Genomic DNA, 21,339 nt, shown 5'->3' with positions numbered 1-21,339 from the left:
GTAGAAAATATTTTATGTGGGAGAAAAAAAATGGAAAATATTTACAAAGAAGAGCTGATTTTTTTAAATATAGATTTAAATTCAAAAGATGAAGTTCTAAAATATATTTGTAATAAGGCTAAAGAATTTGAATATGTATCAGATTCACAATCCTTATTAAAATCTTTCTATAAAAGAGAAGAAGAAGGAACGACAGGATTTGAAGATGGTTTTGCAATACCTCATGCAAAAGTAAAAGGTATTGATAAAGCTTTTATAATTTGTGTTAGAACTATTAATGGAATTGAATGAGATTCACTTGATGGCAAACCAACACAAGTGATGATTGCTTTAATTATTCCAGAAAATGCTTCAGTTGAGCATTTAGAAATTCTAAGTGCTACAGCAAAAAAACTAATGAGTGAACAGTTAAGAAATAAATTAAAAACTGTTGAGACTTCAAAAGATTTTGCAAAAGCTTTAAAAGTTGAAGTTAAAAAAAATATATATTCAAATGATAATTCCTTATCTAATAAATATAAAGGTAAAAATGTTGTTGCAATTACAGCTTGTGTAGTTGGAGTTGCTCATACCTATATGGCAGAAGACAAGCTTCTTGATGAGTTAACAAAAGTTGGAGTTAACATTAGAGTTGAAACTCAAGGAAGTAAAGGAATAGGTACACCATTAACAAGCAAAGAAATTGAAAATGCAGATGTTGTAATTATTGCAGCAGATACAAAAGTAAATTTAGATAGATTTAATGGAAAATTAGTTTATTCTACTCATGTTGCAAGAGCTATTAAAGAACCTTTAAAGGTTTTAGAAGATGCTCTTACAAAAGGTACAGTTCAATCTGGAGTAGAATTTAAAAATGATGGAGGAATCAATAAAACTAAACAAGGTGTTTTACAACATATACTTGCAGGTATTTCTTATATGATTCCTGTAATTATTATGGGAGGGATTTGTCTTGCATTTTCAATTGGACTTGCAAAAGCAATTTGAGGTCCAGAAGCAGGAACAGCAGGACCATTAGATCCAACTGGAAAACCTCAATATCCTTGAAATCCATTAGCAGTAATGGACAAAATTGGTGGAGCTGCATTTACTTTAATGATTCCTATCTTAGCTGGATTTATTGCTAACTCTATTGCAGGGCGAGCTGCAATAGCACCAGCTATGTTAGGAGCTTTTATTGGAAATAATACAAGTTACTTTATGCCATTACCTGGAATGCCAGAAATTCAAACTCCAACAGGGTTTGTAGGAGCTATTTTAGCAGGTTTATTAGTTGGCTATTATGTTAAATGAGTAAATACTTGAAAAGTACATAAATCATTAAAAGCAGCAATGCCAATTTTCTTTATTCCTTTAACAGCAGGAATAGGAATTTCTGTATTATTTATATATGTAATTGGAGGACCAATTGGATATGTAATGCAAAAATTAAGTAATGTTATTAAAGGTGGATATGAAAATCCTAACTTTGGTATTGGATTAGGTATTGCTTTAGGAATCTTAATTGGAGCAATGGCATCATTTGATATGGGTGGACCAATTAATAAAATTGCTTTTGTAACTTGTACAATGTTAATTGATTCAGGCATTTATTATCCTATGGGAACAATGGCAGCAGCTATTCCTGTTGCACCATTAGGTATGGGATTAAGTACAATTCTGTTTAAACGCTTTTTTAGTAAAGAAGAGAGAGGTTTAGGATTTGCTGCAATGATTATGGGAACTATTGGTATATCAGAGGGAGCTATTCCATTTGCAATTCGTGATCCAAAAAGAGCTATAATAGCAAATATAGTTGGGGGAGTTGTAGCTGGTGCCATTGCAGGAGCATTTAAAATTCAAGATTTAGCAGGACATGGTGGACCAATTGTTGCTATATTAGGAGCAGTTCCTTATGGATGACAAACAGCTGTATTCTTTTTAGCAGTAGCAGCAGGAGTTGTTACCACAACTTCACTTTATGGATTAATGTTAATTTCAAGTAAAGGTACAATAGGTTCATTAAAAGAAACTCATGCTAATAATATTGAAAAAATTATTAATGATAAAAATTCTTTAAAAGCAGAGATAAATGATCAAATTAGAACTTTAAAAGGTTCAATTAAATTAGCAAAAAGTGAAGAAGAAAAAAACAATATTTTAGCTAAAATTGATAACTTAAAAAATCAAAAAGCAGAAATATCAAAAGAAGCTAAAGATAAAATTATTAAAGCTAAAGAAGTATTTAGTCAAATAAGAGAATCAGAAAAATTATATGTTAGTCAAAATAAAGAACAAACTAGAAATTTTATTAAAACTGAAAAAGAGTTAAAAGCTAATACTTTAAAAAATAATTCACTTTTAAAAACAAAAGAATTAGAAAATCTTGATAAATATGATAAAAAAAATTATTTGCAAAATTATTCAAAAACAGTTGATCAAATTAAACAAGATTATGAACAATCAATTTTAAATTATCAAATTAAGTTAAGAGAAAAATTTACAAGTGAATATAGTAAAAAAGCAAAATAATAAGAATACTTTTTATTTAAGCTTAATAATTAAATAAAAATAAAAGTCAAAAAAATAAACACGGAAAAATAAATCCTACACTTTCTTTTTAAGAGTTTAGAATTTATTTTTCCGGGTTTAATTGCTTTTTTTTTTTTTTTTATATAATTATTGATATCAATTTGAATTATTTATTTGTTTTATAAAGGTACTTTAAAAAGGAGGAAAAAATATGAAAAAATTGTTAAATGTATTTGCAACAGTGGTGGTTGTTGCTTCATCTACTGTTAGTGTGGTTGCATGTGGTAAAAAAGAGGATAAGGAAGTTTCTAAACCAAAAGATGAATTAATTCAGGTTGTTCGAGATTTTTAACAGGATGTAATAAAAATATGATCGGAACATTATGAAAAAAAGGTAGCAACTAATCTAATTACTTTAGAAGATGTAAATAATGATTATGAATTTTTAGTTAAATCAAATATTCAATATTATTCAAATCCAGTTAATAGAGATAAGTTGACAGTAGAAGAGAAAAAACAATTGACAGCTGATGTTGAAAAAATGTTTAAAGTTGATTTATTAAAACAGAAATTAAATGAGTTAAAAAAGATTAATGAATATAAAATTATTTTAGATGAAGTGGATTCGGTTTTTGAACATTTTGAGTTACTTTTTAATGATAATTTTAAAATAAAATCTGGGTAGTTGTCTCAAGGAGTTTATATAGGAAATGTGATAGTGGATTATAAAGTTGTAATTCAATATAAAGGGCCTGTTGATGTAGAAAAATTTAGTCAATCAGGAACTTTGAAGTATACTTCAACTGAGAGTAAATCTTTTAAAACAGTAGGAGATGCAATGTATATAAATATTGCAAAGGATATGTTTACTTATTCACAAGCAAAAGAGTATGTGAATTTGAAGTGAAGTGATATTAAAGGAGAAAAACAAGATTATGAAGCTTATGTAAATTCAAATTATGAGTTGAAAAAATATTATAATGAAAATGCAGGTTTTCAAAAAGGATTGCTAAAAACTATTAAGGATAAATATTTTAGTAAATATTTTCCTGATTTGGAGATTGCTTATGCTAAGACAAGTATTTATAAGACAGATAATTTTTTAGAAAAAAATAAGGATTATTTATTTATAAATAATTTGGATGATCAAAATGCTATAAAATTGAAAGAAGGTCAAGATACAGAAACTATATCAAAAATTCTTTTAGCAGATGAAAAAGTAATAACAAGAGTCTTAAAAAATGATGTATTTAATTTATTGACTTTAGAAAAAAATAAGAAAAAATATGGAGTTGCTCATGATGCTTTTTTAGATACTTTTTTGAGTAAAACTGAATTAGCTGAGTATAAACGAACAGAATATTATAAGTATGCAGTGGCTATGGGTTATGCTGTTGTTGCTGGTCCTGTTATTAAGATAGGGAATAATGATTTTTCATATGATCATGAGTTGCCTGATTTTAAGTTGGCTATTTCTTATTCAATGAATGGAGAAGATAAAATTGTTATTAATAAAGCTCTTATAGGTTTAACATTGGAATTGTTTGGTGTTTATAAAAAAGTTTGAGAAACTCAAACTATAGAAGATAAAAGATTTATATTAAGAAGGAGCTATAAACAAAATAAAAATATTTGAAAAGGAGATAAAATCTCTAAAAGCATGAACATTAAAGAAATAAATTATTATTTCAATAATTATAAATAATCTTATTTTATAGAGTTGGAGAAAGCTTTGAATTTATTAAATATTACACGAAATATCTTTACAAGTTCTAATATTTCAAATTTAGTAAATACGAGTAAAGATAATAATTTTTTATTTAGTAAAGTTGAGCTTTACACAAATTGGTGAAATAATGGATATTTTTATATATATCAATCTAGTGAAAGTAATTATTTTTTCAAAAATATTAATTATTTGACATTTAGTTTATTTGGGATAGTATAAATGAATATTTATTTTAGTAAAGATAATAGGTCTGATTCAGTTATGATTGTTTAAAGTAATATTATATTCCCCTCTATAGGGGAATTTTTTTTATCATTTTTTATTTATTCTAATTCTATTATTATAAAAGTCTGATTATGCTCATGTTATTTCTATACATTGATTGATGTTTTCAATATGACATGTTCTTATAGTTTCATCTTTTAAGTAACTATGAAAACTTCAATATTTGCTATTATGATAAGGTGTTTCAGATTTTTAATAGCTTCTAATAATTTGTAAAATATATTTGGTGTTTATAAAGAAGTTTGAGCTCATACACCTGTAAAACTAGAAAGCAATAATTTAATGGCACTTAATTATTCGAGTGCTATTTCTAGTAAAAAAATTTGAAAATTATTTAATTTTGATACGAATGATTGATATGTAAAAGATATTAATAATTATTTAAATCAATATAGTTCATATTATTTTAAAGAATTTGAGAGAAGTTTGAGTTTATTGGATATGACAAGAAATATTTTTAAAAGTTCAAATATTGTATATTCATTGGATGTAAAAAAATCTGATTTAAGATTCAACGATCAAATGTGATTTTATAATAAAAATAATATTACATTCTTTAGGATTAAATTTGCAAATGAAAAGAACAGTGAAAATAATATAATTAAACGATTAAATTATTGAAGATTTGATTTGTTTGGGATAGTAAAAATGAATATTTCCTTAGAAGGATGATTTGATATGAAAGAATACATCTATCTATTTTAGAAGAATTATTTATAAGTATTTAAAAATATAAGTTATATAACTTATATTTTTATTTATTAGAAAATTTTCCCTTATTCATATTTAGAGCGTTTTTATATGAAAAATTTTGATTTTATAGAATTATTTGACACAGAAAAAAGTGTTTAGTTTGAATTAAAAAACACTTTAATATCTTATGTCCAAATGATTTAAATTCTAAAATTTACATATGTTCAAACAACTCATTTTGTTGTTTGTTGTGTAAATCTGCTATTTCATTTAGGAAATGTAATTTTATTTCAAATTCAAAATTACCGCTTTATAAGTGGCTTATGATGCTTTATGAATTTTGAATTTCAAGAAATGCAAGGAATAAAAAGTTCTAGTAGCATTATATTTTAACGTTTGCTCTATAGAGCAAACGTTTTATACATATCAATTAAAATTGTTTATTTGTTTTTTTAAAGGTTTTAAAAAAGAAGGAAAATAAAAAAATATTATGTTATATATAGAAAAATAGCAATGAACTATATTATAGTTTATTTTTACATCCAATTAATCTACTTGAAAAAAATTTTTCTTTAACTTATTGATATTTTATATAATTAACCCTTTTTTAAAGACTTTTAATAAATTTATAAAATTTGTTATAATTTTAATATAATTAAAAGAAATGGAATAATATATGGATGAAAATCTCTTAGGTTCTGACTCGGAACTTGAAAAAAAATTAGAAACAAATATCAAAGAAGGTTTGACAAATGATCAAGTTGAATCAAAAAGAGCTAAATATGGACTAAATGAACTACCTCAAGGAAAAGTAACTCCTTGATATTTAGTATTTCTAAAAACCTTAGTTGAACCAATTTTATTAGTATTAATGGGAGCTGCAATTATATCAATTGTTGCTCCAATTATTTCAAATGGTGGTCATATTAAACCCTCTGAATTTATAGATGCTGCTGTTATTCTTTCAATAGTTTTAATAGATGCTATTTTAGAAACTGTACAAACTATTAAAGCACGAAAATCTATGGATGCTTTAAAATCTCTTTCTAAACCAAAAGCTATTGTTATTAGAAATGATATGCAACAAGAAATAGATGCAAGTGATTTAGTTCCTGGAGATATTGTTGTTTTAGAAGCAGGAAAATATATTCCTGCAGACTTAAGAATAATTGAATCAAGTGACTTAGTAATTGATGAGGCGAATTTAACAGGAGAGTCATTGCCTGTTGAAAAAACTCATTTAGCATTAAAAGAAGCAACAACAATATTGGCTGAAATGAAAAATATAGCATTTATGTCTACTTTTATTACTTCAGGAAGAGCAATTGGAGTTGTAATTAAAACAGGACAAGAAACTGAAATTGGAAAAATTGCTAAATCAATAAATGAGAATGAAAAAGAATCAACTCCATTAGAGAAAAAACTAAATTCATTTACTTATTGAATAAGTGGATTGAGCTTTATTTTAGCAGTTTTAATCTTTACAACATTATTCTTTAGTGGAGATCAAAAAGCTTGAGCAAACTACTTAATGGTTGCAATTACTTTAGCAATTGGTGTTATTCCAGAATGTTTAGCAGCTGTTGTGTCAATAACACTAAGTATTAGTACTAAAAAAATGGTTAAACAGCACGTTATTATTAAGAAACTTCAAGCAGTTGAAACTTTGGGAAATGTTAATTTCATTTGTACAGATAAAACAGGAACATTAACTCAAAATAAGATGACTGTTAAAAAAATGATTATGGACAATAAGATTATTTCTTCAAATGAATATGCACAAGAAAAAAATGATAATCATATGGATTTATTTTTAAAAGCATTAGTTTTATGCAATGATTCAGTTACTGAAGGAACTGAAAGAATTGGAGATCCTACAGAATTAGCTCTTATTGATTATGCTGAAATAATTGGCTATGATGAGCAATATTCAAGAGATATTTGAAAAAGAATTGATGAAATGCCTTTTGACAGTGAAAGAAAAATGATGACAACTGTTAATGAAATTAACAAAGTTAATACTATTTTTACAAAAGGAGCAATAGATCAATTACTTCAAAGATGTACAAAAATTATGGTTGATAATTTTTTAAGAGAAATTACCAATGAAGATAAAAAAATATTGTTGGAAATGTCAAATAAACTTTCAAAAGATGCTTTAAGAGTTTTAGCATTTGCATATCATTTAAATTATGATAGTTTAAAAGATAAAGATGATTTAGAACATGATTTAGTATTTTTAGGTGCACTAGGAATGATTGACCCAGTTAGACAATCAGCAGTCAATGCAGTTCAATTAGCTCATGATGCTGGAATCGAAGTTGTTATGATTACAGGAGATCATGCTGTAACTGCTCTTGCAATTGCAAAAGATTTGGATTTAGCACATTCAGAATATGAAGTTATGAGCAGTGAAACTTTAAATAATTTAGATGACAAACAATTATTAAGAGTTATTGAGCAAATCAAAGTATTTGCAAGAGTAAATCCAGAACATAAAGTTCGAATTGTTGATGCTTTAAAACAAAAGGGAAATATTACATCAATGACTGGTGATGGAGTAAATGATGCTCCAAGTTTAAGTAAAGCAGATATTGGTGTTGCTATGGGTATAACAGGAACTGATGTTGCAAAACAAGCTAGTGATATTATTTTAACTGATGATAACTTTGAAACAATTATAAAAGGTGTTAACGAAGGAAGAAATGTTTATCAAAAAATTAAAAGAGCTATTGCTTTTGTTATTGGTGTAAACTTAGCAAACGTCTTGTCAATTTTTATTTTGTCAACTATAAATTCAGTTTCTCCACTAGAAGCTACAAATATTTTATGAATGAACTTAATTGTAGAATCAATAATTGCTCTTGCTATGGGAATGGGTTCTAACGATGATACTTTAATGAAAATAAAACCAGTTAAAGGTAAAAATTCACTTTTTAAAGGTTTAGGATATACTTTATTTAAAATAATTTTATTTACAACATTAACTTCAATTGGAGCTTATTATTTTGGAATGATGTTTGTAAATCAAAATGAATTGCAACAAATTCTAGGAGAAAATCATAATTATGCAAACTGATATGAAGCTTTAAGAAGTAAAAATGTTTCAGTAACAGATAAAATTGAAATAGGAGATTATGGTAGAACTGCAATGTTTATTGTAATAACTTGTTCTCCATGTTTCTATGCAAATTTTATAAAATTATCAAATTGAAAAGCACAGAAAAAAATAAATATAGTTACAAATAAACCTTTATGAATAGCAAGTATGATAGCAGTTGTTTTAAATTTAATTTCAATTTGTCTTCCTCTATTTAATGAAAAAATATTAAATTTAAATAGTTTAAGCAGTTATAATTCAACAAATTGATACTTAATTCCAGGTTCATTGGCAATCTCACTGTTACCAGTAATTTGTATGCTAATTTTAGATGGAGTTGTATTTACAATTTATCATTATAAACCAGATCCATGAAGAAGAAATAGAATTCTAGCTCAAGAATTAGTTGAATTAGACATGCAAAAAGCAAAGCAAAAAAGAAAAAATAAGAAAAAAATAAGTTAAATTTTTATAAATTTATAACTTAATTTTATTGGTTAGTATTAGTTAATTGATTTTTTCTATTTAAGTTATTAATAAACTTAAATTATCTTTTTTTAAAAGTATATTTCATAAAAATTATTTTATTTCATAAAAATTATTTTATATTTGTTTTAAATTATTTTAATAAGTTCCATAATCTAGTAAAATAATTTTAGTGTTTTTAGTCTTGAAGAACAGAAGGTGTCTATTAATATGAAAGAATTAAAGAAAAAAATTCCTTTAACATGAATTATTAAATTTAATTTTAGGATGGTATTTAAAGAAAAATCTTTTATAGTTTTAAATTTAATTTTCTTAATTTTTACAATTTTTATTAGTATTTTTTCAGCTTTTGAAAAAAATAATGCTTTCTTTTTGAAATTTTATGATTATTATTTATTAATTGGAGTATTTGTAAATTTATTTCTTATCTGTTTAAGACTTGTTCAATTTTTTTATATTTCAAAAGTAAATGATAAAACTTTAAATATTCAAGTTGTTCAACAAATATCTAGAAAGAAATTATTTTTATATAATTATTTTACATTTATTTTATTAACTTTTATAATATGTTTAATTCCATTTATACTTTTAAATTCTATTAATTACTTATCTTATTTAAAATTTTCTTGATTTATGTTTAGAATAAGTTCAACTTTCTTTGTTTATTCTTTTGCAAGTTGTTTGTGTTTTATTGGTTTTTTCTCAATGATAACATTATTTTCAAATATTCAAGTTTCAACAATTATGGCTACTTTAATTATGTCAATTACTTTTATTAGTAATTTACCTTATTTATTTTTAAAGCAATGAGAAGATCATAAAACATTAAAACTAAATTATTATAGTGACGCATCTTCATCAACTTTAACCAAAAAAGTAAATATGATTTATGACTCATATGATTTGAAAAAACAAGTTTTAAATGGACAAATAAGATTTCCAGATTTAAGTTTAGAGATTTTTAAAAATTTTATTGAAAATAAATATGTAACTGATACAAGAGCTTCAACAAGTTTTGAACTTTCAGAAAGTATTCAAAAAAGAATTGAATTTTGAAGAACAATTGGTGTAATTGAAGAACAACCATCTACAATTTATTTAGATCATCCAACAGAAATAATTTCAATAAATAAAAATTTTGAAGATCTAGCACTTTGAATTAATAAAAAAGTAACTTTTAAATTTAATTTAAAATATAAGTTTTTATCAATTGAAGAAATTCAAGAAAAAATAAATAATACACAAGAACCTAACCTTAAAAAAGTATTAACTCAATTTATAGAATATACAAATTATATTTTTCAATATAAAACAGATTTTAAATTCTTTACAAATAGTTTTTTTAGTGATTTTATTTTATTTGATGATAAAGATGATAAAAATGTAAACTGAATTGAAAATGAAATTACTAATGAAAAATTTTTATTTGAACCAAAAAATTTAGTAGATATTTATCAATATTATTATTCACCTGCAGATCATAAATTAGGTTTAGAAATAGAAAGTTCAAAAGATTTAATAGAAAATAAACTTTTCTTTAAAACTATGTTATCAATGCATTTATTAGAAAATTATTTTTTAATGTATACAGATAATTTAACAATACTTAACGATTCTAAAATTGTTTCAGGTGATGAATGAAATGAGTATGAAAAATCTAGAGATATTTATAATTATTTATTAAACTTAAACTTTACATCAAATGTTTTACAAAATTATAGATACTTTGGTGGAGAAAGTTATGAAGACATATGATTTGAACCAGATGCAAGAAATAAAATATCTTTTAATAAACAAGATAATTTATTTCTTGCAAAACCAAGTTATAAATTTAAATTAGACTCATATAATAAAATTATAGGCGATACATATAATAATTTTATTCCTCCATATTATTATGCAATAGCACAAATAGTTTTAGGTTTTTTAAATAATTTTATTGCTTGTATAAAATTTAAAAGAATGGATCTAAGTGGTTAGAGTAGAGGTGAAAGTATGAATGATTTAGTTACATTTAAAAATTTTGTTAAAAAATTTAAATCAAAAAAAATAGGACCATTAAGTTGTTCTATAGAGAAATCTAAAATTACAGCTATTTTAGGACCATCTGGGAGTGGAAAATCTGTTATTTTAAATTCTATTTTGGGAATTATTAAAAAATTTAGAGGAGAAATTTCAATTGATAATGTTAGTCGTAAAAAAGGAAATTATTATACTATTAACAAAAAAATAGGTTATTATACACAAATGGATTTTTCTTTGTATGAAATAAGTTGTTATAAATTTTTATTTGATATTTGTATTACTATGGGAATAAGTAGAAAAGATTCAGTTCAAAGAATAGAACATTGATTAAAATACTTTGATCTTTGAGAATCAAAAGATAAAAAAATTAAGTCTTTTTCATGAGGAATGAAAAATAGAGTTAATTTAATTTTGTGTTTTATAAAGGAACCTGAAATTCTAATTTTAGATGAACCAGGAGCTAATCTTGATTCTTTGTGAAGAAATAAAATTAAAACACTTTTAATTGAATGTAAAAAACAAAATAAAACTATTATAATTATAGTTCACAATATTGATGAAATTATTGATATTGTTGATGATCTAATAATTATAGATAATGGTGAATGTGTTTTTAATGGTAAAAAATCTGATTTAAATATTTATGAAAAATATAAAGTTTATATTAAAAATACTTTTGATTTAGAAACTTTTAAAGTATTTTTAAAAGAAAAAAATATAAAAGTATTTAAGTTTGATGAATTTGAAAACTCAATTATTGTTGCTTTTAATACTTATCAACAAATTAATTTCTTATTCTTATATTTAGTAAAAAATAAATTACCTTTAAAAAATATTGTAAGATTACCTATAAATATTGAATCTATTCAAAAAGCATTAAAAAATTAAAATATAAAGTGAGTAGGCGTATTTACGTCTATTTTTTTTATTTGCATAGGTATTTTTTCATAAAAAACTTCATTATTTTTAGTTTGATGAGAATAAAAAAATAAGAGTACTTCTATAGTAAACTTATCAATAAAAGTAGACATAAATTTAATATATTTTACACTGAACAATTTTGTTTTGTGTTTTTATTTAAAAATTCAATAAGATGTTAATCCATTAAACTTTAAAACTGTTCTCATTACATTATAAAAAATTATATAATCAACAACAGATTAAATTAATTCATTTCTTTTTTATTTACTTTTATGTTTAATGTAAATAGCTTTTGTTTTTAGACTAGAAAAAAAGTTTCATAAGCTAATATCTGGCGAATTTCCTTTAATAAAGTGAGTTGAAGTGAGTAGGCATATTTATGCCTATTTTTTTTATTTATATAGTTATTGTGCCATAAAAGACATCTTTATTTTTTCATTCTATATTTAAAAAACTATTTTGAGATTTTTTTGAGTTATATCATTTATCTCATTCAATAACATCAGTTATATAATGTTCAAGTGATTCATATTTGTTATTATGAATTGTTCCTTTTTTAAGTAAAGAGTGATAACTTTCAATAACAATGTTATCTGCACATGTTTTTTTCGCTCCCATTGATATAATTAAATTGTTCGAATCACAAACAGTTTTTCACGTTTTGCTTGTGTATTGAACTCCGTGATCTGAGTGAATAATTATTCCACTCGGATCTTTTATTTTTTTAATAACATTAATTGCTCTTTTTAAAGTAGCAATTACAAATTTTGCAGACATTTTATAAGAAATATCTGATGAAATAACTTCTTTTGTGAATCCATCGATTATTGTTGATTTATAAGCTTTCTTTCCTTTTCAAATTAAATAAGTAATATCTGTATATAAAATTTTGTATTTTTCTTTGACAGCACTATATTTTCTTTGAACAAGATCTGGATATTCTACATTTGAATTTTGTAGTTTTCTTTTATTTGCTTTTTTTAATTGATTTTTAGCAAATCTAGCTATAATTTTATTTTCTCGCATTACTTTTCGAATTATATATGTTGAATATTTATGAGATAGTTCTTTTGAAACTTGCCTATATCCAAATTGCTTTCTATTATCATTAAATACTTTTAAAATATCGTATTTTATATAATCAAATTTATTTTTTTTATCTATGAAACAATGATTTTTATATTTATCTCAATAGGATTTTTTTAAATTTAGTAACTCGAGTAGTTCCTTAATTGTTGTTTTATAATCTCTTGATTTAATAAAATTTATTTTTTCCTCTTTAGACATGTAGTTTCTCATGAGGTTAAAGACTTTTTTAAGGATTCATATTTCTCCTTCAAATTTTCTAATTCTGATTTATCTTCTTTAGATTTTGTATTAATGCATAAATTATTATCTGTTATATAGATTGATTGTCAGGTTCCAATTGTTCCCATTGGCACTTTATATTTTTTATAAGCTTTTGTTACACCGTTTTCATTTGCATAAAGTATTACATTTACTTTAAATTCTTCACTATATTTACTAAATTTTTGACCAAGTTTTGCCATATTTTTTTCTTCCTTTTAAATATTTTACATAAATTTTAATGCCTACTTTTTTCAACTCAGTCGAAGGTTCCTCCTATAGAGGGAACGTTTTTTTTTTTTTTTTATCATTTTTTATTTATTCTGATTTTATCATTATTATAAAAATCTAATCATGCTCATGCTATTTTTAAGCATTAATTGATGTTTTCAATATGACATGTTCTTATAGTTTCATCTTTTAAACGACTATGAAAACTTTCATGCTTGCCATTATGATGAGGTGTTCCTGGTTTTGAATAACTTCTAATGATTTGCAAATCATTACATAAATTTATGTAGTTTTCAGAAGTATATTGATTTCCATTATCTGAATGTAATAATATTGGACCTAAATATTTTTTATTTTTATATGCCATTTTTACAGCTTCAAGCACAAAATTTGTTTTTTGATTATCTATTCTTTTAGATTTTCCTATTATTTCTCCAGTTAAATTATCTTGAACTGTGCAAATATAACCTTTTTTTGTTTTAACTGAAAATTGAGTTATGTCACTAGTTCAAATGTTTTCAAATCCCATTTCTTTTGCTTCTTTAAGATAATTTTTTCTAATAGTTTCTTTATATTTTTTAATTTCATGTTTAGTTTGTTTCTTAATATAATATGCAATATGATTAAATTTTTTAAATATACGTTCTAATTTTTTGTGATTTATCCTAAAAGGGTCAATATAATTCAATTTAAAATATAAAGATCATCTTTTAGCACTATAAGCACTAAGAAAATTATTTTTTTCAATTTCTGAAATCACTAAATTCATAATTCTTGTATCATTGAGGAAATTCATTAAAGTTTTATTTTCTTTATATGTTGATGTTCTATTAATATTTAAAATTTTGCAAATTATTGTTCGATTATATTTCGTATTTATTAATAATTCCTGAATTATTTCTTTTTGGTTTCGCCCTTGGAGGCTCATTGCTTTTTTAAAATATTATTCTCCTTAATTAATTCTTTATTATAGTCGAATAGAACTCCTATAAACAAATCATTTGCCTTTTGAGATATGCTGTAATCTATTTTATAAGGCAAGCGAGGTTTTGCTTCACTTATCTTTGCATTTTTATATTTGTTAATTATTGTTCCAATTGATCCAGTAGTTGAGTTAAATTTTAATTCTATTTCTTTTAGAGAATAGCAATTCAAACTTAATTCAATAATTTTTTCTTTTTCTTCTTGAGTTCATTTTCTAAACTTTTGTCCTTTTTTAGCCATATATTTTTTACTTTCTATTATTATATAAAAGTGTCTCCTAAAATGGGGGAACCTTCGTCTATAATCTTTGTCAAAAGTATTGACTTTTTTTTTTTTTTTTACAATCATATATATCAACTTGAATTATTTGTTTGTTTTATAAAAGTTTTAAAAAAAGGAGGAAAATATGAAAAAGTTATTAAGTGTATTGGCAACATTAGGGGTTGTTACATCGTCAACTGTTAGTGTTGTTGCGTGTGTTGCAAAATCTGACAATAAACCAGAATAATCTAAAAAAGATATTACTCAGGTTTTTCGAAATTTTGAACAGGATGTGACAAAAATATGAACAGAGCATTATGAAAAAGAGGTTGTAAGTAATTTGATTAGTGTAGAAGATGTAAAGAATGATTATAAATTTTTGAATAAAGAAAATATTAAAAAATTCTCAAAATCAGAGAATAAATTAACAGTTGAACACAAAAAAGAGTTGACTAGTGATGTTGAGAAATTATTTCAAACTAAGTTGTTAAAACAGAAATTAAATGAATTAAAAAAAGTTAATGAATATAAAATTATTTTAGATGAGGAGGATTCGGTTTTTGAACATGTTGAGTTGGTTTTTAATGATAATTTTGAAATAAATTCAGGAGAAGTGGTTAAGGGAAGTTATATAGGTAATGTGGTAGTGGATTATAATATTGTGACTAATTATAAAGGACTTAATGATATTGAGAAGTTTAAGCAATCAGGAGTATTGAAGTATACTTCAACAGAAAGTGAGTCGTTTAAAAAAGTAGGAGAGGAAATGTATAAAAATATTGCAAAGGATATGTTTATTTCACAAGAAACACAAAAGTATGTGAATTTGAAGTGAAGTGATATTAAAGGAGAAAAACAAGATTATGAGTATTATGTAAATTCAAATGCTGAGTTGAAAAAGTATTATAATGATAGTGAAGATTTTCATCAAGCTTTATTGAAGTTACTTAAAGATAAGTATTTTAAACTTGCTTTTCCAAAATTAGATATTAGTTATAGTAAAAGAAGTATATATAGATCAAATGATTTTTTATTAGACAATAAAGAGTATTTGATTATGAATAATTTTGATAAAGAAAATGCTATAAGTTTTCAACAAAATAAAAATCGAGAAGAAATTTCAAAAATTCTTTTAGGAGATGAACAGGTAATAAAAGAAACTTTAAAGTCAGAAGTATTTAATTCAAGAACTTTGCAGAAAAATAGAGTGAAATATAAAGTTGCTCAAGATGAGTTTTTAAATAAATTTTTAAGTTCTGTGGAGGTTGAAAAGTATAAGGTAACTGATAGTTATTATGATTTAGCAGTGGCTATGGGATATGCTGATTTTGTTGCTCCTGTTATTGCAATTGGAGAAGGAAATAGTTCTTATCAGCATAAGTTGCCTGATTTTAAGTTGGCGATTTCTTATTCAATGAATGGTGAAAATGATGAGATTAGTGAGAGTTTTATAGATTTATCATTGAAATTATTTGGTGTTTATAAAGAACTTTGAGGTCCTAGAATAATTAATAATAATAAATTTTTATTTAATATAAATTATAAAAATAAAAACGATGTTTGAGATGAATTTAGAATCAATTCTTATTTTAAATTTAAAGAAATAAATGAATGTTTACAAAAATTCAATATATTTTATTTTATAGAGTTGGAGAAAAAATTAAGTTTATTAAATATGACAAAAAATATTTTTGTAAATTCAAATATTAAATATTTAATAAATTATAATGAAAATAATAATGAGCAACAAAAAGGTCTATTATTCGAAAATAACAGTAGTAATAACAACTTTTTTGTTCAAGTAGATGAAGCTTTTTCTAATCAAAGTAAAGAAAATTTTTTTGAAAAACTTAATTATTTACAATTTGATTTGTTTGGAATCGTAAAAATGAATATTTATTTTAATATAATAAAAGATGAAGTATTTTTGTTTTAAAAGTAATATATGTGTTTAATATTAAATTAAGTTATAGTAAAGATAAAACAAAATTAGTTATTTCAGAAATTAGCTTAGTCTAAAAATTTCAAAATTAGAAGAACAAAATTATATAAAAGATTATAAAAATAAAAAATATTAGCAATAATTAAATTTAGAATAGATTTTAATTAAAATTGAATTAAAGAAGAATTTGAAAATATTTTATTTTAATAAGATAAAAACTTTTTATATTTACTTAAAATATAAAAATTTTTTTATATTTTAAAAATTCTTTATATTTTAATAAATTCCCAATAAAAAACCTTATTAATAGGGGCTTTTTTAAAGTAACTTTAATATTCTTTTATTTTTCTTTTTTTTCTATATTTTTTCATTTTTCTTTAATAATTAACTAATAAATTATATTTTTAAAAAGCTATTAAAATAGGCATCTTTTTGAAAATTTTTTTTTAGACTTTATAAAAAAATAAAAAGTCAAGTTTTTGTATGCTATTAATTTTATTGATATAAAAAAGATAAAATAATATAATTTATTTAAGCTTAAATAATATTTAAAATAAAATTAAAAATATTTTTTAGAGATTATTGAGTGAAAAAATTAGTTACATTTTATGTAACTATCCTTTATCGAATCTAATATTTTAAGTGTTAGATTCCAAATAAAATTGTAATAAATATTTAACAAAAGGATGAAAAAAATGAAATTAAAATTTAAAAATTTTTTTGAACAAAAACTAAAATTGAAAATAATTATATCTTCAATAATAGCTTCATTTCTATTTCTGTTAAGTTTTTTAATGGTAACTCCAGGAATTGGATTAGAATCACAAAAATTTATAAATAGTATTGAAAAACAAATTAAACAAATTATGCCAAAAGGTATGTATGTAATAGATGGTCAAGATGTTGTTTATGAGCAAGTTATGAATTCTGCTATTAAAAGTGCATATATAAATGATGCACTTTCAACATTAAATAGTTATGAAGATAAAGAACTATTTGTAAAAAAAAAAAAAAAATACATTAAATTTTCAGAAAAATGATTTGAAAAAAGATGAAGTGAAGATATTAAGAATAAAAAAGATGTAGATCTTTATGATCTAGGTTTAGACTTAATAGAATTTGACAAAGCAGTAGCAACAGAATTTTTAAGTTATGCTTATGTGCACAGTGGCATTCAATGAATGTTTCAAAGTGGAGGATTAAAAGAAGCTTTTTCTTCAAGTTTTTATAAACAAGTAAAAAGAGATCAAACAATTATTGATCAAAAAGTTTATGATTCTTGAATTAAATCTAAAGGTCCAGATTTAGAAGGGATAAGTATAGAAAAGTCTTTGGGAACTATGATTATTAATAATAAAATTTGGTTTTTAAATAAGCAAATTGAAAATATTAAGTTTGGTTTTAACATTTTAGGTCACAGTATTTTTAAAAATAAAGAATTAAATGAATCAAATATGACTAAAAAAAGTGTTAATCATGAAGAATTATCTTATCCTTTTTTTACAAATACTTTAGAAACTTTTAGAGCAGGTGTAATATTGTTATTTATTTTTCTAATAGTTATACTTCCAACATTTTTAACATTTTTAACTTTATGAATTATAAATTGAAAGAAAGGAAATAATCAATAATGAAAAAACTATTATCTCTAATTGCTTCACTTAGTTTTCTAACAACAACTTCATCTGCTGTTTTATCTTGTATTCCACAATCTGATGAGATCAACTTTAAGTTTGATAAAAATATTGGAACACAATTTGATAAAAGAAATGCAAAAGATACAAGTGATGATAAAAGCAATCACATTGGTTTTTCTAACTTTTTTACACTTGGTGATTCATTAAGCGATCAAGGTGGATTAGTTACAATAGCTAAAGATGAATTAGAAGTTAATCTTAAAATTTCAGGTGAATATAAAGGTTGATTTAGTAACGGTCCAACTACTGCATCATTAATAAATAGTAAATTAAACTTTTCAACTCAAGAGTTTGGTTCATCAAATTTAGTTCATAAATCTGATATTAATCGCAATAATGAAAAAGTTTGAGGTAAAAATTACTCTATTGGTGGAGCAACAGCATATGAACAAGGTGGAATTGCTTCAATATTAATGGGAAATACTGGAATTTATAAACAAGCTAAATCACTTGTTGAACAACAAGTAATTCATCAAGATGATTTATTTTTTGTAGAAATAGGTGGAAATGATATGTTTGCTATTTTAGATAATCTAAATGATTCTAAAAAAAGAGAAGAAATAATGCAAGATGCACTTGAAAATATTAAAAATGCATTATATACATTATTAAATAATGGTGTTAAAAAAATAATTTTTCTAACACCTCCAGACATGACACTGATTCCAAAATATAATAAAAAATTACAATCAGATAATTATGTGATTCATCAATGTCAGATTTAAACGATATAGATTTTAACAATTTAGAAGTTAAAGCAACAGTTAGATCTGGTAATGAAGGTAAAGAAGATGATTTATTTTTCCTAGATTTTGTTCATCCAACAAAAGTAGGTCATGAATTTGTAAAAGAATTTATCTTTAAAGAAATTGATAAAAAATGAATACAAAAATAAAAAAGAAAGAAGGCAAAAAAACATGAAAAAATTATTAAGTTTAATAGGAGTTATTACAATTACTGCATCATCAGCTAGTGTTGTTGCGTGTGCTAAAAACTTTACAGAAAATAAGTCAAATCCTGAATTTGAAAAGGATAGCAAACAAGATACTATTTCAAAATTGATGTCTCAATATTCAAAAACACTCTATATAAATCAAAAAGTTTTATCAGATGGAGAATCTCACTTTAGTTCACAATATACAATGGAAAATAAAGTTAAATATGAATATTTATCTACTTTAGGTTTAACTAATTTTGATAAATCAGAAAAAGTTAAGAGTAATACTAAATTTGATACAATAGCTAAAAAATATTTTGATATAAATCTTTTATCAAATGATTTAAAATTATCTGATAACATTTATCAAGGTTATGTAGTTGATCCAAGTAAAAGCAGTGAAGGTATTGTAGAAAAAATTAAAACTATGTTACCAACTGTTTTAGATTTTTTATCAGATCCAAGTGATCTTAAAGGAATATTATCATTAGTTTCAAATAATCCAGCAATGATTGCAGGATTTATTTCACCTGAAATTTTAAAAATTTTAGGAAAAGTATTAAACCAAGAAAATTTAAAATATCTTGAGAATGCATTTAGCAATGATATTTATAAAAATATGACTTATCAAACATCACTTGATTCAAGTGTGATTGTTTTGTCAAATGCTTTAGATAAAACATTAAATGGTAAAAATGTGCAAAAATTAGCATATGTTAGTCAAAGTGATGTTGATTCTAATAAAGAAGCAGCAAAAACTAAATTAGCAACAAATATTCAAGCTTTAATTTCAGGAGAAAAATCATTAAATGTTGATTATATTGAAAATATTGATTCAATAGCTGAAATTATTAGATTTGTAAGAACATTGTTAATTTATATAGAACAATTTAGTTATTATGAAATGACTTCAAGTGTCTTAACTTTAGAACAAATTGAAGCAAAAAGAAATAGCAAAGTTCAATCAAATACAGTTGATTTAAAACAATTATTTAAAAAATTAAATTTTATGGTTAACAGTGATGAAACAGGAATTTCATTTAAAAACTTTATAGGAATTTTATTTGCTACAAATTCAACTAATTTTACTTTAAATCAGGATTTTGAAAATAATGTAAATGATGGATTAATGGGATTAGTTTCTAAAGTTGCTCAAAAATGAATGAAACAAGAAATTATGGAAGTTGATATTTTAGGTGAGAAAGCAAAAATATATGTAAATTCATTAATTAGATTATTTATAAACTCTGGTTTAGAAGCTGAAAATGGAGGAGAATTATTTCCTTTAATAATGATGGCAGCTACTGAAAAGACAGAGTTGTTACCAAGTTCAGTTAAAGATTTTATGGAAAAAATTAAAAAGAATAATGATGGAGAAAAGTTTATGATGGATTGAATGGGATATTTATGAAATAACTCAAATAAACTTCTAAACTTTTCAATTAAAAATTTAATATTAAAACCTATTAATGAAATTAATCTATTAGGTTTATTTGGAGGTGCGTCTTCAAGTAATAAAAATCAATTTAATCAATCAAAAGCAGGTTTATTAAATTATTTAAATAAAAAATCAATTAAAGATATAGTAAATGAATTTAGTAGTGCTCTTGATAAAACTACAAATTCTAAAATTGATTTTAGTGATTTTGTAGAGTTAATTGCAAGATTAAGTAAAAATAATACTATTGAAAATGCTTTAAAAAATTTGGATAAAATGTTTGAAATTCTTGGATATAACAGTGATGGAACTATCAAACAAGGATCAGTATTAGAACAATTATTTAAAATTTTAAATAATATCAAAGAAATAATTGGAGTAACAAATACAATAATTAAAAATTGAATAAAAACTAGTGATGAGTTAGAAAAGAAATTTGAAAAAGAAGTTGATGATTTATTAAAAAACTTAAAAGTAACAACAAAAATTAATTCAGTAAATAATTTCCAATATAGTGTAACAAATGGAAAAGTTGAATATGTATTTAATATTAAATTAACTTACAACAAAGATAACACAAAATTAGTTATTTCAGAAATTAATTTAGTTTAAAAATTACAAAAATAATAAAAATAAGGTAATTTCTTTATTTTTTTTATTTTAAAAAAAATATTATCACAGATTAAAAAAATATAAAATAGTAGAAAAAAATCGTATAATTATAAATATGAAATAAACTTTCTAAATTTTTT

At 23.2% G+C, this 21,339-nt stretch carries 18 protein-coding genes; 14 read left to right on the top strand and 4 right to left on the bottom strand.

What is annotated here, in order from left to right; translation table 4 throughout:
* The first annotated feature begins 30 nt into the window (after window positions 1-30).
* The 8 genes from AACK92_RS03605 (at window position 31) to AACK92_RS03570 (ending at window position 11,717) form a co-directional block, all read left to right on the top strand.
* On the top strand, window positions 31-2,511 hold the full coding sequence (locus tag AACK92_RS03605; RefSeq protein WP_339020271.1) for a fructose-specific PTS transporter subunit EIIC: 2,481 nt from the start codon (window positions 31-33) through the stop codon (window positions 2,509-2,511).
* A 211-nt stretch (window positions 2,512-2,722) separates the two neighbouring features.
* Window positions 2,723-2,863 (top strand): lipoprotein, encoded by a 141-nt coding sequence (locus AACK92_RS03600; protein ID WP_339020269.1) that lies wholly within the window; start codon window positions 2,723-2,725, stop codon window positions 2,861-2,863.
* 144 nt (window positions 2,864-3,007) lie between these two features.
* Window positions 3,008-3,196, top strand: a complete 189-nt coding sequence (locus AACK92_RS03595; protein WP_339020268.1) for a hypothetical protein — start codon at window positions 3,008-3,010, stop codon at window positions 3,194-3,196.
* Window positions 3,197-3,229: 33 nt separating this feature from the next.
* Complete coding sequence (locus tag AACK92_RS03590) at window positions 3,230-4,216, top strand: hypothetical protein (RefSeq protein ID WP_339020267.1); 987 nt, start codon at window positions 3,230-3,232, stop codon at window positions 4,214-4,216.
* A gap of 591 nt (window positions 4,217-4,807) precedes the next feature.
* Entirely contained in the window at window positions 4,808-5,230 is a 423-nt protein-coding gene (locus tag AACK92_RS03585) for a hypothetical protein (RefSeq protein ID WP_339020265.1), read from the top strand.
* A gap of 664 nt (window positions 5,231-5,894) precedes the next feature.
* Window positions 5,895-8,783 carry a cation-translocating P-type ATPase gene (locus AACK92_RS03580; RefSeq protein ID WP_339020263.1) on the top strand — a complete coding sequence of 963 codons (2,889 nt, stop codon included), beginning with the start codon at window positions 5,895-5,897 and terminating at the stop codon, window positions 8,781-8,783.
* A 231-nt stretch (window positions 8,784-9,014) separates the two neighbouring features.
* Entirely contained in the window at window positions 9,015-10,784 is a 1,770-nt protein-coding gene (locus tag AACK92_RS03575; RefSeq protein WP_339020262.1) for a hypothetical protein, read from the top strand.
* Between the two features lie 15 nt (window positions 10,785-10,799).
* The gene (locus tag AACK92_RS03570; protein ID WP_339020261.1) at window positions 10,800-11,717 is read left to right on the top strand and encodes an ABC transporter ATP-binding protein; all 918 of its coding nucleotides are present in this window, start codon (window positions 10,800-10,802) and stop codon (window positions 11,715-11,717) included.
* A gap of 429 nt (window positions 11,718-12,146) precedes the next feature.
* Here the strand turns inward: AACK92_RS03570 and AACK92_RS03565 are convergent, their stop codons facing one another.
* The 4 genes from AACK92_RS03565 to AACK92_RS03550 all read right to left on the bottom strand — a co-directional run bounded on the left by AACK92_RS03565 (window position 12,147) and on the right by AACK92_RS03550 (window position 14,552).
* The gene (locus tag AACK92_RS03565; protein ID WP_339020259.1) at window positions 12,147-13,037 is read right to left on the bottom strand and encodes an IS3 family transposase; all 891 of its coding nucleotides are present in this window, start codon (window positions 13,035-13,037) and stop codon (window positions 12,147-12,149) included.
* Window positions 13,016-13,300, bottom strand: coding sequence for a hypothetical protein (locus AACK92_RS03560; RefSeq protein ID WP_339020257.1), 285 nt, complete (start codon window positions 13,298-13,300; stop codon window positions 13,016-13,018). The genes AACK92_RS03565 and AACK92_RS03560 overlap by 22 nt, the downstream gene beginning before the upstream one ends.
* Window positions 13,301-13,473: 173 nt before the next feature.
* Window positions 13,474-14,256, bottom strand: a complete 783-nt coding sequence (locus tag AACK92_RS03555) for a DDE-type integrase/transposase/recombinase (protein ID WP_339020256.1) — start codon at window positions 14,254-14,256, stop codon at window positions 13,474-13,476.
* Window positions 14,223-14,552 (bottom strand): hypothetical protein, encoded by a 330-nt coding sequence (locus AACK92_RS03550; RefSeq protein WP_339020255.1) that lies wholly within the window; start codon window positions 14,550-14,552, stop codon window positions 14,223-14,225. The genes AACK92_RS03555 and AACK92_RS03550 overlap by 34 nt, the downstream gene beginning before the upstream one ends.
* Before the next feature lie 166 nt (window positions 14,553-14,718).
* On the opposite strand from AACK92_RS03550, the gene AACK92_RS03545 reads away from it, so the two are divergent.
* The 6 genes from AACK92_RS03545 to AACK92_RS03520 all read left to right on the top strand — a co-directional run bounded on the left by AACK92_RS03545 (window position 14,719) and on the right by AACK92_RS03520 (window position 21,199).
* Entirely contained in the window at window positions 14,719-14,820 is a 102-nt protein-coding gene (locus AACK92_RS03545) for a lipoprotein (protein WP_339020253.1), read from the top strand.
* Between the two features lie 45 nt (window positions 14,821-14,865).
* The gene (locus AACK92_RS03540; RefSeq protein ID WP_339020252.1) at window positions 14,866-16,509 is read left to right on the top strand and encodes a hypothetical protein; all 1,644 of its coding nucleotides are present in this window, start codon (window positions 14,866-14,868) and stop codon (window positions 16,507-16,509) included.
* Window positions 16,510-17,210: 701 nt separating this feature from the next.
* Window positions 17,211-18,146: a hypothetical protein gene (locus tag AACK92_RS03535; protein WP_339020250.1), complete on the top strand. Its 936-nt coding sequence runs from the start codon at window positions 17,211-17,213 to the stop codon at window positions 18,144-18,146.
* Window positions 18,146-18,937 (top strand): SGNH/GDSL hydrolase family protein, encoded by a 792-nt coding sequence (locus AACK92_RS03530; RefSeq protein ID WP_339020248.1) that lies wholly within the window; start codon window positions 18,146-18,148, stop codon window positions 18,935-18,937. Before AACK92_RS03535 ends, AACK92_RS03530 begins: the two co-directional genes overlap by 1 nt.
* Window positions 18,925-19,107 carry a hypothetical protein gene (locus AACK92_RS03525; RefSeq protein ID WP_339020247.1) on the top strand — a complete coding sequence of 61 codons (183 nt, stop codon included), beginning with the start codon at window positions 18,925-18,927 and terminating at the stop codon, window positions 19,105-19,107. The genes AACK92_RS03530 and AACK92_RS03525 overlap by 13 nt, the downstream gene beginning before the upstream one ends.
* 22 nt (window positions 19,108-19,129) lie before the next feature.
* Window positions 19,130-21,199: a lipoprotein gene (locus AACK92_RS03520; protein ID WP_339020246.1), complete on the top strand. Its 2,070-nt coding sequence runs from the start codon at window positions 19,130-19,132 to the stop codon at window positions 21,197-21,199.
* Window positions 21,200-21,339 lie beyond the last annotated feature (140 nt).

Source organism: Spiroplasma endosymbiont of Atherix ibis (genome assembly GCF_964020005.1).
Taxonomy (GTDB): Bacteria; Bacillota_I; Bacilli_A; order Mycoplasmatales; family Mycoplasmataceae; genus Spiroplasma_A.
The sequence above is the reverse complement of the archived record's forward strand: the minus strand, read 5'-3'. Positions and strand labels throughout refer to the sequence as shown.